We start from the raw sequence: 18,879 nt of genomic DNA on the forward strand, positions 1-18,879 counted from the left end.
TTCTGCGTTCGTCAGGCCACCGAACGCATCGGCACCACGAGGTAGGTGAGCTCGACGCCGTCTTCACCGGGCGGCGACGTCAGCACCGTGGAGCGCAGGCCGTCCTGGATCTTCAGCTCGATCCGGCGGCCGGCGAACGCCTTCAGCGCGTCCGCGAGGTAGCGGGCCTGGAACGTCTTGGTCAGCCGGTCGCCCTCGACCGTCGCCTTGACGAACTCCTCCGACTCGCCCTGCTGCGGGTCGCTGCCCTTGACCCTGACCTCCGAGTCCTCGACCTGGATGGTCACGGCCTGGTGAGGGCCGCCGTAGGGCGTGGCTCTGCGGACGGCGCGCGCCAGCGCGTCGGCGTCCACGAGCACCGTGCTGTCGATGACTGCCTCCAGGAGTCGGCGCGCCCGGTCGTCCGGGAACGGAGCGGCCAAGAGCGCGGTGGAGATCGAGTTGTTGCCCCAGGCGAGGCCGATGCGGTCCTGGTTCGCGTGCAGGGCGACCTCGCCCGTCGCTTGCCGGGCCGCCTCGACGATGGCCTTCGCAGGTACCAACAGGTCGAGTTGACCTTGTTGTTCCCACGGCAGTGTGGCGTAGGCCATGCGATAGCGGTCCGTGGCCATGAAGTGCAGCTTGTGGGCGTCCGACTGGATCCGGATGCCCGTGAAGATCGGCAACGCGTCGTCCTTGCTCGCCGCGCCCGCCACGGCCGCGATGATCCTGAGCTTGGCCGCGTCGATGTGGCCCTGGAGCTCCGGCAGCGCCGGAACACCGGGGTGGTGGGCGAGGTCGAGCAGCGGGAGCGCGAACCTGGACGTGGGCGTGCGGATGGCCAGCCGCTGCCCCTCGACCTTGAGCCGCACCTGCGGCTCGTCGAGCGCCTGCAGCGTCGCGGCCAGCGGCTTCGCGGGCACGAGCACCTCGCCCTCGGTGTGCACCGTCGCGTAGACGCTCAGGCGCACGCCGTGCTCCTGGTCGCTGCCCGCGACCTCCACGTCCGTGCCGGCCTTCAGGCGGAGCCCGGCCAGCACCGGGTCGAGCACGCGGGTCGGCAGCAGCCGCGCCACCTCGGCGGCGGCACCGGCGAGCTCGGCTGTGGTGGCGGTGAGGTCCATGGTTCAGGACGCTAGCGGGCACCCCTGACAATTTCGGGCGCCCTGGTTCCGGCTGGGATCTCAGGCACCGGCCTTGCGGCGCGCCAGGTCGATGATCCGCTGCAGGTGCAGGCCCCGCCGCACGTCGCACTCGTGCGTGGTGGTGCCGCTGTCCACCATCGCCACGAAGTCGTCGAGCAGGTTCGTGAAGCACTCCAGCGCGGGTGTGTCCCGGTTCGTCAGGGTGCGGTGGCCCTCGGTGCCGAAGACGGTGAAGTCCGCGAACGGCGGCTGCATCGGCAGGGAGAGGCACAGCGAGACGGTGCTGGTGGCGCCGCCGGCGTGCTGGAGGATCAGCTGCCACAGGCCGGTGTCCGTGACGTTCGCGGCCAGGACGTCGGTGATCTCGCCCAGGGCGGCGTCGAGCAGGTCGAACGCGTGCGGGCCCACGTCGTCCAGGGCGCCCTTGTCGTGGCGCCACGGGGAGTTCGAGAACGGGCCGTCGAGCAGTGCGCCGGAGATCCAGCGGCTGTCGGCGCCGGTCCAGCCGCCGGTGCGGTGCAGCTGGGCCAGCATCTGCTTGGTCTCGGGGGCGTAGCGGCGGGTCAGCACGACCAGGGACGCGACGCCCGCCTCCTCCACGGCCGCCACGAGCTCCGCGGCCACCTCGGCGGATTCCGCGATCGGCTTCTCCAGGACGAGGTGCTTGCCCGCCTTCGCCGCTTCGATCGCCATCGGGCCCTGCACGCCCGGCGGCACGCAGAACGCCACGGCGTCCACAGTGGACAGCATTGCGGTGTAGTCCTCGAACGGTTCCGCGCCAAGGGAACCGGCGAGCTCGCGCGCCGCTTCCGGACGGCGCGCCCACACGCCGGTCAGCGTGGTGCCGGGGTGGTTCGCGATTCCAGGGCCGTGGATCATCTGGGCCCACGGGCCCGCACCGACAAGTCCTACGCGCAGCTGTTCGTCCACTCGCACATCCTGCCTCAGGAGTAACTGGCCTTGGGGACGAAGATCTCCCCGCCGTTGCCGAACTTCAGGCGCACGCCGTCCTGGCCGGCCTCCCGCTTCGGCTCATGACCCCAGCCGCCGGGCACGGTCACCACGTAACCGCGATCCGCTGACGGCCCGAGCCAGATCTCGTAGTGGTCGCCGCCGACGAGCCGTTCGATCTTCTTCACGTACATGCCTGGCGCGTCGGGGGTCGGTTCGACGCTGCTCATGGTCGTGCTGTCCGGCACGAACATCACCACGCCCGCCACCGCGGTGAGGCCTGTGCCCATCACCGCGCCCAGCAGGAACAGCAGGACCTTCACCAGGCAGCCGGAGACGTTCGTCGCCATCACACCATCCTCGAGTAAGCGCGGTCGTACGCTCGGAGGATGCCCGACGACATGACCTTGCCGGGAAACCTGGTACCCCGAACGCCGGTTTCCCAACCCGCCGAGGCACGGGACGCCGTCACCGTGGTCCTGCTCCGCGACGGCGCCGAGGGCCTCGAGGCCTTCCTGCTGCGCCGCGTGAAGGGCATGGCGTTCGCGGGCGGCATGACCGTCTTCCCCGGTGGGGGTGTGGATCAACGCGACGCCGACACGTCCGTCGCGTGGACCGGTCCGCCGCCGGAGTGGTGGGGCGAGATCTTCGGCGTCGACGCGGCGACGGCCCGTGCGTTCGTGTGCGCGGCCGTGCGCGAGATGTTCGAGGAGTCCGGCGTGCTGCTCGCGGGGCCCGACGCCACGTCGGTCGTCGCGGACACGAAGGACTACGCACAGGCCCGGCAGCAGCTCGTCGACCGAGAGCTCTCCCTCGCGCAGTTCCTGGCGGCCAACAACCTGGTCCTGCGCGCGGATCTCCTGCGACCGTGGGCGAACTGGGTGACCCCGTACGAGGAGCCCCGCCGCTACGACACCCGCTTCTTCGTCGCCGCGCTGCCGTCGGGCCAGAAGGCCGACGGCGAGACGACCGAGGCCTCCGACGCGGCGTGGCAGACCCCCGCCGCCGCCATCCAGGACGCCCAGGAGGGTCGCCGCATGCTCATGCCGCCCACCTGGCGCACCCTCGACGAGGTGGGCGCTCTCGGCAGCGTCGAGAAGGTCATGGCCGAGGAACGCAGCGTCGAGAAGATCATCCCGAAGCTGATCCGCGACGGCGACGTCATCCGGGTGGTGTTCCAGTGAGCGGCTCCCCGCTGATCGGCGCCCGCGCGCAGCACCCCCGGTACGGCGAACTCCGCCAGGTCACCGGACACGCCGCCGTGCTGCTGGCCGACAACCCGTCCCCGATGACGCTCGACGGCACGAACACGTGGCTGCTCAAGGCCCCGGACGCGACGTCGTACGTGGTCGTCGACCCCGGCCCGCTCGACGACGCGCACCTGAAGCGCATCGCGGAGATCGGCCCGGTCGCCGAGATCCTGCTGACCCACGGCCATCCCGACCACTCCGAGGGCGCACGGGAGTTCGCGGAGCTCGTGAAGGCCCCGGTGCGCGCGCTCGACCCGACGTTCACCTACGGGTCAGAGGGCCTCACCGACGGCGATGTGATCACCAGCGCGGGCCTGGAGCTCCGCGTTCTGGGTACGCCCGGCCACACCAGCGACTCGCTGTGCTTCGTGATCGAGGGCGAGGCCGTGCTGACCGGCGACACCGTCCTGGGCCGCGGCACGACGATCGTCGCCCACCCGGACGGCAGGCTCGGCGACTACTTCGAGTCGCTCAAGCTGCTGGCCGAACTGCCGGAGAACACCGCTGTCCTGCCCGGCCACGGCCCGGAGCTCGCGGACGCGGGGGAAGCGGCGCGGATGTACCTCGCCCACCGCGCGCAACGCCTGGAACAGGTCCGCAAGGCCGTCCAGGAACTCGGCGGCGCGCCGACCCCGCGCCAGGTCGTCGAGGTCGTCTACGCGGACGTCGACCGGGTGCTGTGGCCCGCCGCCGAATGGTCGGTGCGGGCCCAGCTGGAGTACCTGCGGACCGGTTACTGAGGCTGGTGGCCGTTGTTCGTGGCCCCGAACGCCGACTGACGCGACGAGGACCGGTCGATCTGCCAGCGGCCGCTGTCGGTGGCCGGCGACCCGGTCTGCTCCCGCTGCGCCAGCTCCTCGTGCAGCTGCTGCAGCAGGGCCCGCTCGCGCTCGCTGAGGTTCGCGTCCACCGACGACGGCTCGGCGGGCTCCGCTAAAGCCGCCTGCAGGGCCGCCAGCTCGTCGGGCTTGAGCTCGGTGGTGATCTCGGCCCGGTTGATCGGCACGGGCTCCGGGAGCGCCTCGATCTCGGGCTCCACGGAGGCCCTCGGGATGCGCTTCACGGGCTTGGGCGGGAAGGGCTGCGAGCCCTCGACCGCCGGCGGTGTGGAACGTGTGCGTCGTGAGCCGGTCTCTTCCAGTTGCTCCGGCGCCGGTGTCGGCTCGGCCACCGGCGCCGGAGCGGGAAGCTCCTCGGCGGGCTGGTCGAACCAGGCTTGCTGTTGCTGCGAGACGTGGTCGGCCATAGGGGCCGGGGCACCGGAGATCGGCACCGCGAGAGACGACGTGACCGCGGCGGCGTGGTACTCGCTGACCTGCACACCGGTCGTCAGGACCTCGACGGCGGCGCGGACGCCCGCCTTGCGCAGCACCGAGTCGACCCGGTAGGCGGTCGCCGGCGCGAAGCCCTGCGGACCGATGTCCACCAGCACCACGCGCTGCGGCAACGGGCCCGGCGTGGAGCCCGTCGGCGAGGAACGCCAGACGCACCGCACCGAGCGGACGTCCGGCAGCACCGACACCGCGCGGGCCAGGTCGCCGGCGATGTCCGAGGCCGGGTCGGTCTCGGAGGTGAAGCGGTGCCTGATGAACGGCAGCATCTCGACCACCGGCAGGCGGTCGGTCAGCGACGCGTCCGAGCGGACCTCGTGGAGGATCCACGTGATGGCGGCGCGCTCGTCCGGCAGCACCGGGATGCTGCCCGCGACGAGCGTGCCGACGAGCAGCTCGATCGATCGGTCCAGTTCTCCGACCGCGAGGAACTCGCGGGCCTGCGACAGAGCGGCGTCGTCCACGCGCCCGGCCATCGACAACAGGAGATCGTGGAGACGGACCGGCAGGCCGACACCGTCGTTCGTCACGTCAACTCTCCTTAGCTGAGCACCAGGTGCTCATCGGACTCGGCGCCGGCGCACACCAGCTCGGATGCCGCCAACGCCGCCCGGTGATAGGGCGGAAGGTCCATTCCGGACGACATGACCTCTACGCACGGGTCGTGCTCGCCCAACGCCCGCAGAACGCGCTGCAACTCACCGGTCAGCCGGGCGTGGCCGGTCGTGGCCGCCACCAGCAGGACGCGGTTGATCCCGGAGGGACCGATGCGCCAGCAGGAGCGAACCTCACCGACCCCGTGCCGGCCTCGCAGCGTGGCACCGAGAACGACGGTCGCGGAATCACCCATCGGCACCCGATCGGGTGATTCCGGGGAAAAGGTGTAGTCGGTGGCGGGCACTTCGTCCAGTCCTTTGACCGAACTGAGGGCACCGGGTTCCGCCCCGTAGGGCACCAGCGCGTCCTGCAAAAGGCGCAGTTCGTGATCGGTCAGAGGGATGCGTCCGTGCAGAAGGGTGCGCGGCAGCGACCGCGCGAGCACCGCGTACGCGTCCGAGGCGGCCCAGTCCCGGTACCGCCACAGCAGGTCGTCCGGGAGGCGCCCGGCGAGCCGCAGCAGCAGTTCGTGGCACGTGTCCGACATGTCACACCCTTCAGCAGAACCCGTAACTCGAACCGGGAACTCAGACCTCGACGATCAGTTCGATCTCCACCGGAGCGCCGATCGGCAGCTCGGCCACGCCCACGGCGGACCGGGCGTGCTTGCCCTCGTCACCGAAGATCTCGCCGAGCAGCTCGGAGGCGCCGTTGATGACACCCGGCTGACCGGTGAAGCCCTCGGCGGAGGCCACGAACCCGACAACTTTCACGACTCGCTTGATCGAGTCAATCCCCACGAGCGCGTGCACGGCCGCGAGAGCGTTGAGGATGCACGTCGCGGAGTACTGCTTGGCCTCCTCCGGGGAGACCTCGGCGCCGACCTTGCCGGTGGCCGGCAGCTTGCCGTCGACGAACGGCAGCTGGCCGGACGTGAACACCCACGAGCCGCTCTGCGTGGCGGGCACGTACGCGGCGAGCGGGGCGGCGACGCCGGGCAGCTCGATGCCGAGCTCCTTCAGGCGGTTGCTCCAGGTGCTCACGGCTTCACCCGCTTCAGGTACGCGACGTGCTGCTCACCGGTCGGATTCGTCAGCACGGTGACCAGCTCCCAGCCGTCCTCGCCCCACTGGTCGAGGATCTGCTTCGTGGCGTGGATCAACAACGGCACGGTCGCGTACTCCCACTTCGTCATGCGCGGAGCCTAACTTGCCACCCGAGCGGGGCCTGCGCGGTCGGCGCGGTTGGAGCTACCTTGATCACATGGAGACCTGGCGGATCATCGCCACCGGCCTGTTCGCGGTGGGCGGGCTGGTGTTGGTTCTCGTCGCCATGGCACAGGTGCGTGACCGCAAGCACAGCCAGCGCGTCGCGGTCGTCCAGGCCGGTCTGATCGGACTGGTGGTCGTGGTCGTCATCACGGCCAGCATCGCGCTGTGGCTGCCGTCGGTCGTGGCCTGGGCCTTGGTCGCCGCCACCGCCATGGCCGTTCTCTTCCTCACCATGGTCGATTGACCGACCGGTCCACGTTCGACCGATTTCACACATAGTCTGGACGTGTGACGTCGTGGACCGAGGAGCTGACCCGAGCCCGTCTGCACGTGGTCTCCGGCAAGGGCGGCACGGGCAAGACGACGGTGGCGGCCGCGCTGGCGCTGGCGCTGGCCACTGGCGGGCGCCGGGTGCTGCTGGTCGAGGTCGAGGGCAGGCAGGGCATCGCCCAGCTCTTCGACCGGGCCCCGCTGCCCTACTCCGAGGAACGGATCGCGTCCGCGCCGGGCGGCGGTGAGGTGCACGCGCTCGCGGTCGACGCGGAGGCCGCGCTCCTCGAGTACCTGGCGATGTTCTACAACCTCGGCTTCGCGGGCCGCACGCTGCGCAAGATGGGCGCGATCGAGTTCGCGACCACGCTCGCCCCCGGCCTGCGCGACGTCCTGCTGACCGGCAAGGTCAAGGAGTGCGTGAACCGCACCGGGCCGGACGGCCGCCACCTCTACGACGCCGTCGTGCTGGACGCGCCGCCCACCGGGCGCGTGGTCAAGTTCCTCGACGTCACCAAGGCCATGGCCGACCTCGCCAAGGTCGGGCCGATCAAGGGGCAGAGCGAGGGCGTCGTGCGGCTGCTGCACTCCGGCGACACGGCGGTGCACCTGGTGGCGCTGCTGGAGGAGATGCCGGTGCGCGAGACCCTGGACGCCGTCGCCGACCTGGACGGCGCCGACCTGCGTCCGGGCGCGGTGCTGGTGAACCGGGTCCAGCCGGTCCGGCTGCCCGCGCGGTCGCTGCCGGTCGCCGCCGAGGGCCGGCTCGACGAGGCACGGGTGCGCGCGGGGCTGCAGACCGCCGGGCTCGACCTCGACGAGTTCACGCTCGAAGGTTTGGTCGACGAGACCGTGGAGCACGCCATCCGGGTGCAGTCACAACAAGAGGCCAAGGAACTGCTCGGCGAGTCGGACCTGCCGACGCTGGAGCTGCCGGACCTGACGGACGGGGTGGACGTGGCCGCGCTCTACGAGCTGGCCGAGGCGCTGGTCGCGGCAGGAGTCCGATGAACAAGCTCGAATTCGACCCGCTGCTCGACGACCTGGGGACGCGCGTCCTCGTGTGCTGCGGCTCCGGCGGCGTGGGCAAGACGACGACGGCGGCGGCGCTGGCGTTGCGCGCGGCCGAACGCGGCAGGCGCGTGGTCGTGCTGACGATCGACCCGGCACGGCGCCTGGCGCAGTCGCTGGGCCTGCGGGAGCTGGACAACCACCCGCGCGAGGTCGTCGTGGAGGGCTTCGAGCCCAAGGGCGAGCTGTTCGCGATGATGCTCGACATGCGTCGCACGTTCGACGACATGGTGTTGACCCACGCGGGCCGCGACCGGGCCGACCAGATCCTGTCGAACCCCTTCTACCAGACCATTTCCTCGTCGTTCTCCGGCACGCAGGAGTACATGGCGATGGAGAAGCTGGGCCAGCTGGTGGCGCAGGACGAGTGGGACCTGATCATCGTCGACACCCCGCCGAGCCGGTCGGCGCTCGACTTCCTGGACGCGCCGCAGCGGCTGTCGACGGTGCTCGACGGCAGGTTCATCCGGATGCTGTCGGCTCCGGCACGGGCGAGCGGGCGCGGTCTGCTCAAGATCGTTGGAACCGGTTTCAGCCTTTTCACGCGCGCCGTGTCGACGATCGTCGGCGGCCAGCTGTTGCAGGACGCGTCAACTTTTGTTCAGGCTTTCGACAGCATGTTCGGAGGATTCCGCGAGCGCGCCCAGCGCACGTACGAACTGCTCCGCTCGCCAGGAACCGGTTTCGTCGTGGTCGCGGCGGCAGAGCCCGACGCATTGCGCGAAGCGAGCTATTTCGTGGAGCGGCTCAGCGCCGAGAACATGCCGTTGTGCGGACTCGTCGCGAACAGGACGCATCCCGTGCTCGCGACCGATCTGCCCGCGGCGAAGGCGGTCGCCGCAGCGGACGACCTCGACCGCTCCGGTGACGCGCCGCTCGCCGCGGCAGTGCTCCGGCTGCACGCGGACCGGGTGGCAGTCGCCGATCGTGAGAAGCGGCTGCTGGCCCGGTTCACGCGTGCCCACCCCGGCGTTTCGCTGGTCGGCGTGCCCGCATTGCCTGCTGACGTGCACGACCTCGACGGCCTACGGGAGATAGGTCGCCGGCTCGCCGGCGAGTAGACGCCGGCTGCGCTCAGCCGACCCTCGTGTCCTCGACGTGTTCCTGACGTGCGTTGTCGAGAAGTTCGAGCCATGAGTCGACATCCGGACGGCGGCGCAGCAGAGCGCGGCGTTCGCGCTCGGTCATGCCTCCCCAGACCCCGAACTCGATCTTGTTGTCCAGCGCTTCGGCCAGGCATTCCATGCGCACCGGGCAACCCAGGCACACGAGCTTCGCCTTGCGCTGCTCCGCACCTCGGACGAAGAGCTGATCCGGCTCCTCGTCACGGCACGAAGCGTTGATACGCCAATCCCCCTGGTTCATATCCCCCACTCCTCAGTGCTGTCCAAATGTGGAAATCCGCCACACCCCTGCCACGGATGCCGTAGCGTTCGAGCCACGGCTGCATTCCTTGGACGTTGACGGACTGTAGTGCCGTTCGGTTCCCTCTCCAAGCCTGGGTCACCCGACTGTTACCTGTCTTGCGTATGTCTACTCATGCTGAGTAACGGCACTTACTGATCACCTTCACCCGTTCGTGTACGGCGTACGCTGACCTGCGTGCGAGTCAGGAATGGCGTGCTCAAGATGCTCGGCCTGTGCCTGCTGGCTGGGGTTCTCCTCGCCGGCATGCTGTTCCCAGTCGTGGGTGCGACAGGTCTCGTCTCGAACAGAGCCAGCGACACGGTGGACAGCATCTCGGCAGACCTGGTGACGACGGATCCTCCGTTGATCACCACGGTCACGGACAAGGACGGGGCCCCGATCGCCTACCTGTTCGACCAGTACAGAGTGCTGACACCTCCCGAGAAGATCTCGCCGACCATGAAGGCGGCGCTGATCTCGGTCGAGGACCGCCGGTTCTACGAGCACCAGGGCGTCGACTGGAAGGGCACGATCCGTGCCGGTCTGACGAACCAGGTCAGCGGCTCGGTCTCGCAGGGCGCGTCCACGCTGACCCAGCAGTACGTCAAGAACTACCTGGTCCACGTCGTGGCGCGGAACAACAAGCTGGAGCAGGCCAAGGCCCAGGAGCAGACCATCGCGCGCAAGATGCGCGAGGCCCGGATCTCGTTGCAGCTGGAGCGCAAGCTCGGCAAGGAGGAGATCCTCGCCCGCTACCTGAACGTCGTTCCTTTTGGTTCGACCATTTACGGCATCGCGGCGGCGGCTCAGGCTTACTTCAACACGACTCCCGACAAGTTGACGGTTCCACAAGCCGCGATGCTCGCGGGAATGGTGAACAGTCCGTCAGCACTCGACCCCGAAGCGTATCCGGACAAAGCTTTGGACCGGCGCAACAAAGTGATCGACAGGATGGTCGAGAACGACAAGCTGTCGCGCGACGCGGGTGAGGCGGCGAAGAAGGAAGGCCTGGGTCTCGCGACTCCGGTGCGCACCCCGCCGAACGGTTGTGTCGGCGCCGGTCCGGAAAACGGTTTCTTCTGCTCGTACGTCGTGAACTACTTGCAGCGCGCGGGTTTCAGCGAGGAACAGCTGCGCACCGGCGGCTACACCATTCAGACCACTTTGGACAGAGCAGCCACCTCGCAGGCGAAGGCCGCGGCGGAGGCCGGCGTTCCCAAGGGCACCGAGGGCATCGCGAACACGATGGCGATCGTGAAGCCCGGCAAGGAACGCCACGACGTGCTCGCGCTGGTCGCGAACCGCGACTACGGGCTGAAGTCCGACCTGCGCCAGACCACGTACGACCTGCCCAGCGGCGTGGAGAACAAGTTCGGCGCCGGCTCGATCTACAAGGTGTTCACGGCCGCGGCGGCGCTGGAGAAGGGTCTCGGCATCGAGAACGTCATCCCGACGCCGACGTCGCACACCTCCAGGGTCTTCAAGGGCGGCGCCCAGCGCTGCCCGAGCACCGGTGAGCCCGGTACGCGCTGGTACTGCCTGTCGAACTTCGACTCGAGCTACCCGTCCTCGATGACGCTGCAGCAGGCCCTCGCGACGTCGCCGAACACCGGCTTCGTGATCCTGGAGGAGCAGACGGGCATGGACGCGGTCGTCGACATGGCCTCGCGGCTGGGCATGCGCGAGACGATGGCGACGAACCTGCAGGGCACCAGGCCCGACCCGAAGGCCAAGGACAAGCAGAACCGCATCTCGCAGACGGAGTTCTACAAGCAGAACGGCGGCAACGCGTCGTTCACGCTCTCCCCTGCGCCGGTGTCCACTCTGGAGCTCGCGAACGTCGTCGCGACCATCGTGAGCGGCGGCAAGTGGTGCCCGCCCACGCCGATCGCGAAGGTCCTGGACCGCAACGGCAAGGCCGTCCCCGTCAACGAGGCCCCGTGCGAGCAGGTCGTCGCCGAGGGTCTCGCGAACGGCCTGGCCGTCGGCATGAGCAAGGACGACGTCGGCAACGGCACCGCCGCGGCCGCCGCCCGTGCCGCCAAGTGGTCCCGTCCGATGATCGCCAAGACGGGCACCACCGAGGAGTACAAGTCGGCGGCGTTCATCGGCGCGACCCCGGACTTCGCGGGCGCCGTGCAGACGTTCAACGACGGCACCAACCCGCGTCCGATCTGCATCGGCGCCGCACCGCGGTTGTGCGGCAACGGCAACATCTTCGGCGGCACGATCCCGGCCAAGACGTGGTTCGAGACGATGACGAAGGTGCACGGCTCGATCCCGGCGTCGCCGCTGCCGCAGGTGGAGCAGCGCTACCTCAAGGGCGGCCGCGAGATCCAGATCCCCGACGTGGTGGGCAAGCAGATCAACGACGCCACGCGGATCCTGGACCAGGCCGGCTACAAGGTGAGCCAGCAGTCGGTGAACTCCGAGCAGCCGAAGGGCACGGTCGTCAGCCAGACGCCGCGTGGCAACGCGTTGCGCGGCACGGTGATCACGCTGTCGGTGAGCTCGGGGTACGTGCCACCGCCGGTGGCCACGGAGCCGTCGCAGCCGCCGCCCAGCCCGGGCAACCCGAACGAGCCGCCACCGATCACGCTGCCGACCGAACCGGGCAGGTAGCTCTCAGCCGAGCAGCTGCTTGAGCTGCTGCACGCTCACGTCGATGTGCGCCCGGATCTCGGCGACCGCCTTGTCGTGGTCGCCGAGCAGGATCGCGTCGAGGATGACCCGGTGCTGCGCCACGACCTCCTCCGGCGTCTCGGACTTCGAGAGCACCGTGAGGTAGAAGCGCAGTTCCTTGGTCAGCGCGGTGAAGAACTCGTCCAGCCTCGTGCTGTCGAGCAGCGCCACGATCGCCTGGTGGAAGGCCAGGTCCCGATCGACGATCCTGCCCGTGTCGCCTTCGGCGGCGGCGTCGGTGAGCTCGTCGAACGCCCTGGTGATCGCTTCGAGCTGCTCGGGGCGCGGCGCGCGGATCGCCGCCGCCGTTTCGAGGCGTTCGCGGGCGGTGTAGAGCGCCTCGATCTTCTCCGGGGTGGGCGCGATGACGACGGCGCCGCGGTTGACCTCGTAGCGGACCAGGCCGGTGAGCTCCAGGATGCGGACGGCCTCGCGGATGGTGTTGCGCGCGACGCCCAGCTCGGCCGCGATCGCGCTCTCCCTGAGCCTGTGACCAGGGCCGAAGGCACCGGCCATGATCCGTTCGGAGAGGCCGTCGGCGAGCTGCTGAGCCGTGGTCGTGCGGCGCACTTCGAGGCCGTCGAGGGCTGACATGTGGCCAGTTTAACCAGTTGCCCTACAGTTGAACTGTACTACAGTTAGTCGGCATGGACCTGACGACGTTCAAGGCGCTCAGCTTCGACTGCTACGGCACGCTCATCGACTGGGAGGCCGGGCTCATCGCGGTGCTCTCGCCGTGGGCGCGGGAACAGGGACTGTCACTGTCCGACGAGGAACTGCTGCTCGCCTACGCCTCGGCCGAAGCCGAGGTGGGGACGGCCGAGTTCGCGTTGTACCCGGACGTGCTGGCCGCCGCGTTCCGGCAGGCCGGTTCCGACCTGGGCCGCGAGGTGAGTGACGAGTGGGCGCGGCGACTGGGCTCGTCCGTTCCGGACTGGCCGGCGTTCCCGGATTCAGCGGACGCGTTGGCGCGCCTGGCTTCCCACTACAAGTTGATCATTCTGTCCAACGTGCACCGCGAAGGCTTCGCCGGGAGCAACCGGCAGCTGCGCGGGGACTTCGCGGCGATCATCACCGCGGAGGACGTCGGCGCGTACAAGCCCGCCGAGAACCACTTCCGCGCGCTCGACACCACGCTCGAGTCGTTGGGGATCGAGCGTTCGGAACTGCTGCACGTGGCGCAGAGCCTGTTCCACGACCACGTGCCGGCCAAGCGCGAGGGGCTGCGATCCGTGTGGATCAACCGGCGGCACGACCGGCCGGGCTGGGGCGCGACGCCGAAGCCGACCGAGGACTTCAGCTACGACCTGGAGTTCGGGTCGATGGGCGAGTTCGCGGACGCGGTCGACAAGGCGTTCTGAGTCGGGGTGCCGCAGCGGCCGGGCCGCTGCGGCACACTCGTGTCAGCCGGCCAGCTTGGCCTTCACCGCGGCGGCCACCCGGCCACCCTCGGCGCGGCCGGCGACCTCGGCGTTGACGGCCTTCATGACCTGGCCCATCTGCTTCTGCCCCGGCGCCTCACCGAGCTGCGCGGCCACGGCGTCGAACGCCTTGTCCACAATGGACGCCAGCTCGGCGTCGTCGAGCTGCTTGGGGAGGTAGACCTCCAGCACGGCGAGCTCCTGGCGCTCCAGCTCGGCCTTCTCGGTCCGGCCGGCACCGTCGAAGGCCTCCGCGGCCTCCTTGCGCTTCTTCGCCTCGCGCGAGAGGACCTTCACGACCTCGTCGTCACTGAGCTCACGGGCCTGCTTGCCCGAGACCTCCTCGTTCGTGACGGCCGTGAGCGCCATCCGCAGCGCACCGGCCGTGACCGTCTCCCTGGCCTTCATCGCCACGGTCAGGTCGTTCTGCAGTCGCGTCTTCAACTCCGCCATGAGGCAGAACGGTACCGCCCGCCGGATGCCGCGCCGATCGAGTTACCGCCCTTCCGTACCCTTGACGCGTGAACAAGCTGGGCCGCGCCCTCCTCGCCACGACCGCTCTCGGCGCCGCGACCGTCGCGTACGCGGCGGGAATCGAGAGAAGGCACTGGACTCTGCGCACCGCCACGGTGCCGGTCCTGTCCCCCGGCGCCAAGCCGATCCGCGTGCTGCACATCTCGGACCTGCACATGACGCCGAACCAGGTGTCGAAGCAGCGCTGGGTCGCCGCCCTGGCCGACCTGAACCCGGACTTCGTGGTCAACACGGGCGACAACCTCGCGCACAAGGACGCCGTCCCCGGCACCCTGCGCGCGCTCGGCCCGTTGCTCGACAAGCCGGGCGTGTTCGTGTTCGGCAGCAACGACTACTACGCGCCCAAGCTCAAGAACCCGGTGCGCTACCTGCTGCCGTCCTCCAAGACCAAGCGCATCCACGGCGTGACGCTCCCGTGGCGCGACCTGCGCGCAGGCATGATCGAACGAGGCTGGGAAGACCTCACGCACCTGCGCAAGACCATCATGGTGAACGGCCAGGCCATCTTCTGCGCGGGCCTCGACGACCCGCACCTGAAGCGCGACCGCTACGCCGACATCGCCGGCACCCCGGACCCGTCCGCGGCACTGAGGCTGGGCGTCACGCACTCCCCCGAACCGCGCGTCCTGGACCCGTTCGCGGCCGACGGCTACGACTTCGTGATGGCCGGCCACACCCACGGCGGCCAGCTGCGCATCCCGTTCTACGGCGCCGTTGTGACGAACTGCGAATTGGACCGCGGCCGAGCCCGTGGCGTTTCGCGCTGGGGTTCGCACATGTGGATGAACGTGTCCGCCGGCATGGGCACTTCGCCGTACGCGCCGGTGCGCTTCTGCTGCCCTCCGGAGGCTTCCCTGCTGACCCTCGTTCCGAGGCCCGTTACGCCTGGTCAGGGGCGGAATGAGGGGGTCCGATTCGGAGCTGGCGCGGACATGATGTAGAGTTCTACATGTTCCCAGCCGGGGTGTGGCGCAGCTTGGTAGCGCGCTTCGTTCGGGACGAAGAGGTCGCAGGTTCAAATCCTGTCACCCCGATGTGAAATAGATGCAAATCAGCCCCTGTCCACAGTAGATGTGGACAGGGGCTGATTTGTGTTTCAGGGTCTTTCTGGGCCGGTTTGGGAGAAATTTGGGAGAACAACTCCCCAGAAGGTCACTTCAGCAGCGCGCGGAGCACCCCGAGAAGCCCGCTAAGCGTCGTTAACGGCAAGGCTCGTCATAGTTGTGCAGGTAGCTCGCCAGCGGGCCGTATGGCCGCGCCAGGGATCCACGGCGCGGGACGCGGCTAGAAGATCGCTCCCTGGCCGTGCGCTGACGGTTGCTCGACCGAAAGCCCTGGGATCGTGTCAGCGATCTTCAAGATTCCGCCATCCCACGTGTAGAGCTTGGGGCACTTCCACGCCAGAGCCACCGCAACAACGCAGGCATCGGCGCCCTTCAGGTTGTGATCCGTCGCCAGACGTGCGGCTTGTCCTGCGACGCGCTCAGTGATGTCAGCAACGAGGTACTCGCTGTCCTTGATCCACTGGTGCGCAAACGCGATCCTCCGCTTGCGCTCGGCGGCTCCGCCCTCATCACCTCGTATCTGGCCAGCTCCTGCGATCTCAGCGATCACCAGAGCTGGCAGCAGAACACGGTGCTGCTGGCCGTCGAGACGAAGGAGCTGAACGGACCTGGCGTGCCGATCCGTGTCGGTTGGAGCAAGCACATCGACGATCACGCAGCTGTCGACCACCACGAGCGGTGGTGGTGGTTTAGCCACGCTGCCGCCTAACCCAGTCCACGGAGTCCATTCCTTCTGTCCAGTCAGAACCGAACAAGCCGATCACGTCGTCCAGCGACACCCGTGACTCGGGGGTCTCCACCGAAGTCAGACCCTCGAGCTCAATGGACTCGACCTGATCGTAAATGTTTCGCGTGAGTCGACCCCAGGCTTCGATTTCCTGGTCCAACGCGCCCCGCACGTCGGCCGCCAGCGCAGTCGGGAAGGTAACGGTCACGATCCCTTTGGTTCGGTAGTCACGAAGTGCGGCTGTGTGTTGGTGGCCGTTGTATCGGTACAACTCACCACGCACAGAGCCCAGTGAAGGCGCCGGAGGTTTGATGCTGTCTCGTGCATGCGAAGCGAGTTGCTCATCAAGCGGCGCAAGCGCGTCATCGATCCGTAGCCAGATCCCTTCAACGCCTGCACGCTTGCGCACCTGATCGAGCTCCAAAAGGCTAGCCACGGTCTCGACCGACCAGCCTCGTGGAACCAAAGCCTCGTGGAACAAGTCCCGAAGCCCATCGCGCATCACGCCAGCAACGCGCTCCGTAGCACGGATTCCGATCTTGGCACTGCCTACGGAGAGGCTGCTAATGGCCAACGGTGTCGGCTCATCTTGCGGAAGGCTCCGGAGGACCTTGTCCAACGCAACTATCGCTTCGGCGACCGCACGAGGGTCGATCTGTCCGTGCGGACCTTTCAATTCCACATTGATCACAGCTAGGTCTTCTGCTGCCTCTGATCCCACGTTGACCTCCCCTCGGCTTCTGCATCCCTCACGTCCAGGATGGCACCACCACCGACCGGTGAACCTATCGATACGTGCAGGCACGTCTGTTACTTCGGCCACCGGATCACTCAGACGGGCTATCTACTGCGGTCCTGGCCACAGTGTCGTCCGCCCAGCCTGGTTAAACAACCTCCCCTTCATGATCAAAAGTGAGCCCTATGGCCGCGATGGCGTGCCATAGGGCGCCAACGGCACTGGCCTTTCAAAGCGAGCGTTCCAGCAGGTCAGGGCCATCATGATGCGTCCCACATCAGCACGCGCCCTACCTCCGCAGAAAATCTTGTCGATTCCCCCGGAGGCGTGAGGCCACGGCCTCGAGCGGACCTGAGAAGCCTGTCGAGCGCCACGACCGGCGACCCTGGGCTCATCGCCCGCCGCAACTCCAGCGCTTGCTCCCAGACCTCCTCCAGGTCTGACATGAGCCGATCCCGCATCGTCTGTGTCACGTGCGAGTAGCGACCCTGCACGGTGCCGTCCAGGTGCCCCAGTCGCTCATCCTGAAGCGGCCTTGCTACGCCCAGTTCGACAAGCAGCGTCTTGTGCGTGTGACGGAGACCGTGCGGCGTGAGGCCAGCCGCCACCGGCAGCCAACTTGCGTCCGCGCGAGCAGCGGCACCTCGTCCTCGTGCTGGCACCCCTGGGAACGGGTTGCCAAGGATCGGCACCGGTTATGCCGCGCGCGGCGCTTTCGCCGGATACCAACCAGTCGCAGCAGGCTTGAAAAGCCACGTCGCGAACCCGTTTCGACGCCAGTGCGCGGCGAGCTGCATCGGCACACCACCGCGGATTACCCGCACGGCGCGCTGTGCATCCCGAATCAGGCCATGAAGAAGCAGACCGGCTGCGTGCGGTGATCGGGGCTCGCGTGCCGCACCTGCCATGCCTGTTCAAGGCGTACCGCGAGGTGCGCGACACTCGGCGGCGGGGCGTCGCCAAGCAGGTGGTAGTCAGTCAGCGCGGCCTGTACGGCGGTGAGCGCCATGTGCCGCTCTCCCGCGAACACGGAGACCGGCACGGCATGGCCGTTGCCGGTGAGGTCAGCGAGATCCTGCACACCAAAGGCGTGCGCGATGCGGAGCAGCATCGGCAGGCGCGGTGCTTGCAGTCGGCCGTTCTCGACCGCCTTCACCCACTCTGTGCTCCTGTCGATCAGACCACCGAGGATTGGGCGGGACATGCCGGCACGTCCACGCGCCCGCTTGATGCGCTGCCCGATCGTGGTGTGTGCAGGGTCTGGAAAACCCGACGTCACCGTAGGTCCACCTCATCGCCGGATGTGTCCCCGCCGATGCCCCCCGGTGGCCAAACCGGAGGCCAGCATCCGGCGAGGATGTCGAACCCCAGCGTAGCGGTGGGTTGTGTCCCTCTGAAGAGATCATGAGCCGTGCGGCGGGCACCAGACATCGCCTAGACGAGTAAGTCCTAAACTGATCAGTGGTCGTAGGCGATCAGGGATCGGGTGGTGGGCTGGCCGGTGGCGCGGTTGTGCCAGATCGCGGCGGTCAGTGCGAGCAGGCGTTGGGCGATGCGGGCGGTGACGCCGTCGATGGTGCGGCCGCCGTGCAGTTCGAGGTCGAGCTGGCCTTTGAGGGTGTCGTTGACCGACTCGATGAGTTGGCGGACGGGTTTGAGCAGGTGCTGGGCCGGGTGTGGGGTGCGGTTGCGATAGGACGGGCGTAGCAGCCGGACTCCGCGTTCGGCCAGGAACGCGTCCAGTTCGCGGGAGACGTAGCCCTTGTCCGCGATGATCAGCAGACCGGGCCGGTTGGCCAGCACGGACGGGTCGTGGTCCAGGATCGCCATCAGTACCTGGCGTTCGTCGAGTTTCGGGTTGGCCAGGGCCCAGGTGATCGGCAACCCGGCCGGGGTGCAGACCAGGTGCAGGCGCAGGCCCCAGAAGAACCGTGAATGCGACGAGCAGTAGCCGTAGCCGGCCCAGCCGGCCAGTTCGGAGCGTTTCGCCGCTTCGCGGGAGCGGGCGCACTCGACCGGGGTCGAGTCGACCACCCAGGTCGCGTCGGTCCACAGATCGGTGTCGAGCGCGAGCACACGGATGATGTGCTTGAGCAGCGGGACCGCGGTGCGCAGGCGCTTGTTGTAGCCGGATTGCTGTGGCAGGTAAGTGAAAGCGCCAGGCAGATGACGAGGTAGAAACCGTAGCCAGCGGGCCTCGGAACGGATACCGAGCATGGCCTGGGCGACGGCGAGGGTGAGCAGTTCGGCGTCGGTCAGCCGTGGTGGCCGACCGGTCCGGGCGGCCCTGCCCAAGTGGTCATCGATCTTGACGTAAAGTGCGGTCAGAAGGGTGTTCAGGTCTGTCGTCACAAACGGATCTTGAACACCCTTCGTCCGTCTTCAGACACCGCCCAGACTTAGGACTTACTCGTCTAGGTAACGAGGACCGATCATGGTTCGA

Annotated in this window: 22 protein-coding genes and 1 tRNA gene; 9 read left to right on the forward strand and 14 right to left on the reverse strand. The window is 68.3% G+C overall.

All coding sequences use genetic code 11. The features are described from left to right. Positions 1–11: 11 nt before the first annotated feature. The 3 genes from dnaN to SK571_RS18910 are packed head-to-tail and all read right to left on the reverse strand — an operon-like array spanning position 12 to position 2,425. Positions 12–1,103: a DNA polymerase III subunit beta gene (gene dnaN, locus SK571_RS18900; RefSeq protein WP_319985381.1), complete on the reverse strand. Its 1,092-nt coding sequence runs from the start codon at positions 1,101–1,103 to the stop codon at positions 12–14. Positions 1,104–1,163: 60 nt separating this feature from the next. Continuing rightward, the gene (locus SK571_RS18905; protein WP_319985382.1) at positions 1,164–2,054 is read right to left on the reverse strand and encodes a Gfo/Idh/MocA family protein; all 891 of its coding nucleotides are present in this window, start codon (positions 2,052–2,054) and stop codon (positions 1,164–1,166) included. 14 nt (positions 2,055–2,068) lie between these two features. Then, entirely contained in the window at positions 2,069–2,425 is a 357-nt protein-coding gene (locus tag SK571_RS18910) for a hypothetical protein (RefSeq protein WP_319985383.1), read from the reverse strand. 39 nt (positions 2,426–2,464) lie between these two features. Here SK571_RS18910 and SK571_RS18915 point away from each other — a divergent pair, with 39 nt between their 5' ends. Both SK571_RS18915 and SK571_RS18920 read left to right on the forward strand, forming a co-directional pair. Beyond that, the gene (locus tag SK571_RS18915; protein ID WP_406602002.1) at positions 2,465–3,259 is read left to right on the forward strand and encodes an NUDIX hydrolase; all 795 of its coding nucleotides are present in this window, start codon (positions 2,465–2,467) and stop codon (positions 3,257–3,259) included. Next, positions 3,256–4,065: an MBL fold metallo-hydrolase gene (locus tag SK571_RS18920; protein ID WP_319985384.1), complete on the forward strand. Its 810-nt coding sequence runs from the start codon at positions 3,256–3,258 to the stop codon at positions 4,063–4,065. Before SK571_RS18915 ends, SK571_RS18920 begins: the two co-directional genes overlap by 4 nt. Here SK571_RS18920 and SK571_RS18925 read toward each other — a convergent pair. From SK571_RS18925 to SK571_RS18940, 4 genes are read right to left on the reverse strand one after another with little or no spacing between them, the layout of a single operon-like run. Beyond that, the gene (locus SK571_RS18925; protein WP_319985385.1) at positions 4,059–5,186 is read right to left on the reverse strand and encodes a hypothetical protein; all 1,128 of its coding nucleotides are present in this window, start codon (positions 5,184–5,186) and stop codon (positions 4,059–4,061) included. The genes SK571_RS18920 and SK571_RS18925 overlap by 7 nt on opposite strands. 11 nt (positions 5,187–5,197) lie before the next feature. Beyond that, positions 5,198–5,800, reverse strand: coding sequence for a hypothetical protein (locus tag SK571_RS18930; protein WP_319985386.1), 603 nt, complete (start codon positions 5,798–5,800; stop codon positions 5,198–5,200). Between the two features lie 40 nt (positions 5,801–5,840). Then, positions 5,841–6,296 carry a RidA family protein gene (locus SK571_RS18935; RefSeq protein ID WP_266041203.1) on the reverse strand — a complete coding sequence of 152 codons (456 nt, stop codon included), beginning with the start codon at positions 6,294–6,296 and terminating at the stop codon, positions 5,841–5,843. Then, positions 6,293–6,448: a DUF4177 domain-containing protein gene (locus SK571_RS18940; RefSeq protein WP_266041202.1), complete on the reverse strand. Its 156-nt coding sequence runs from the start codon at positions 6,446–6,448 to the stop codon at positions 6,293–6,295. Before SK571_RS18940 ends, SK571_RS18935 begins: the two co-directional genes overlap by 4 nt. Before the next feature lie 68 nt (positions 6,449–6,516). Here SK571_RS18940 and SK571_RS18945 point away from each other — a divergent pair, with 68 nt between their 5' ends. From SK571_RS18945 to SK571_RS18955, 3 genes are read left to right on the forward strand one after another with little or no spacing between them, the layout of a single operon-like run. Then, positions 6,517–6,768 carry a hypothetical protein gene (locus SK571_RS18945; protein ID WP_090069795.1) on the forward strand — a complete coding sequence of 84 codons (252 nt, stop codon included), beginning with the start codon at positions 6,517–6,519 and terminating at the stop codon, positions 6,766–6,768. A gap of 44 nt (positions 6,769–6,812) precedes the next feature. Further along, positions 6,813–7,805: an ArsA-related P-loop ATPase gene (locus SK571_RS18950; protein ID WP_319985387.1), complete on the forward strand. Its 993-nt coding sequence runs from the start codon at positions 6,813–6,815 to the stop codon at positions 7,803–7,805. Then, positions 7,802–8,926, forward strand: a complete 1,125-nt coding sequence (locus SK571_RS18955; protein WP_319985388.1) for an ArsA family ATPase — start codon at positions 7,802–7,804, stop codon at positions 8,924–8,926. The genes SK571_RS18950 and SK571_RS18955 overlap by 4 nt, the downstream gene beginning before the upstream one ends. A gap of 13 nt (positions 8,927–8,939) precedes the next feature. On the opposite strand, the gene SK571_RS18960 is transcribed toward SK571_RS18955, so the two are convergent. After that, complete coding sequence (locus SK571_RS18960; RefSeq protein WP_266041199.1) at positions 8,940–9,230, reverse strand: WhiB family transcriptional regulator; 291 nt, start codon at positions 9,228–9,230, stop codon at positions 8,940–8,942. A 237-nt stretch (positions 9,231–9,467) separates the two neighbouring features. Between SK571_RS18960 and SK571_RS18965 the strand changes: the two genes are divergently transcribed. Continuing rightward, the gene (locus tag SK571_RS18965) at positions 9,468–11,894 is read left to right on the forward strand and encodes a transglycosylase domain-containing protein (RefSeq protein ID WP_319985389.1); all 2,427 of its coding nucleotides are present in this window, start codon (positions 9,468–9,470) and stop codon (positions 11,892–11,894) included. Positions 11,895–11,897: 3 nt separating this feature from the next. Here the strand turns inward: SK571_RS18965 and SK571_RS18970 are convergent, their stop codons facing one another. Then, positions 11,898–12,548, reverse strand: a complete 651-nt coding sequence (locus SK571_RS18970; RefSeq protein ID WP_319985390.1) for a GntR family transcriptional regulator — start codon at positions 12,546–12,548, stop codon at positions 11,898–11,900. 53 nt (positions 12,549–12,601) lie between these two features. Between SK571_RS18970 and SK571_RS18975 the strand changes: the two genes are divergently transcribed. Beyond that, positions 12,602–13,315, forward strand: a complete 714-nt coding sequence (locus SK571_RS18975) for a haloacid dehalogenase type II (RefSeq protein WP_319985391.1) — start codon at positions 12,602–12,604, stop codon at positions 13,313–13,315. A gap of 42 nt (positions 13,316–13,357) precedes the next feature. On the opposite strand, the gene SK571_RS18980 is transcribed toward SK571_RS18975, so the two are convergent. Beyond that, positions 13,358–13,828, reverse strand: a complete 471-nt coding sequence (locus SK571_RS18980; protein ID WP_319985392.1) for a GatB/YqeY domain-containing protein — start codon at positions 13,826–13,828, stop codon at positions 13,358–13,360. Positions 13,829–13,896: 68 nt separating this feature from the next. Between SK571_RS18980 and SK571_RS18985 the strand changes: the two genes are divergently transcribed. Next, positions 13,897–14,850 carry a metallophosphoesterase gene (locus tag SK571_RS18985; RefSeq protein ID WP_319985393.1) on the forward strand — a complete coding sequence of 318 codons (954 nt, stop codon included), beginning with the start codon at positions 13,897–13,899 and terminating at the stop codon, positions 14,848–14,850. 19 nt (positions 14,851–14,869) lie between these two features. Beyond that, positions 14,870–14,943, forward strand: a tRNA-Pro gene (locus tag SK571_RS18990). Positions 14,944–15,193: 250 nt separating this feature from the next. Here SK571_RS18990 and SK571_RS18995 read toward each other — a convergent pair. From SK571_RS18995 to SK571_RS19010, 4 genes are all read right to left on the reverse strand, one after another. Continuing rightward, positions 15,194–15,646, reverse strand: a complete 453-nt coding sequence (locus SK571_RS18995; RefSeq protein ID WP_319985394.1) for a type II toxin-antitoxin system VapC family toxin — start codon at positions 15,644–15,646, stop codon at positions 15,194–15,196. A 16-nt stretch (positions 15,647–15,662) separates the two neighbouring features. Beyond that, positions 15,663–16,391: a hypothetical protein gene (locus SK571_RS19000; RefSeq protein WP_319985395.1), complete on the reverse strand. Its 729-nt coding sequence runs from the start codon at positions 16,389–16,391 to the stop codon at positions 15,663–15,665. An 889-nt stretch (positions 16,392–17,280) separates the two neighbouring features. Then, complete coding sequence (locus SK571_RS19005; protein ID WP_319985450.1) at positions 17,281–17,640, reverse strand: hypothetical protein; 360 nt, start codon at positions 17,638–17,640, stop codon at positions 17,281–17,283. A 254-nt stretch (positions 17,641–17,894) separates the two neighbouring features. Continuing rightward, positions 17,895–18,788 carry an IS982 family transposase gene (locus SK571_RS19010; RefSeq protein WP_319985396.1) on the reverse strand — a complete coding sequence of 298 codons (894 nt, stop codon included), beginning with the start codon at positions 18,786–18,788 and terminating at the stop codon, positions 17,895–17,897. Positions 18,789–18,879 lie beyond the last annotated feature (91 nt).

This window comes from Lentzea kristufekii (genome assembly GCF_033949925.1).
In the GTDB taxonomy this organism is placed as follows: Bacteria; Actinomycetota; Actinomycetes; order Mycobacteriales; family Pseudonocardiaceae; genus Lentzea; species Lentzea kristufekii.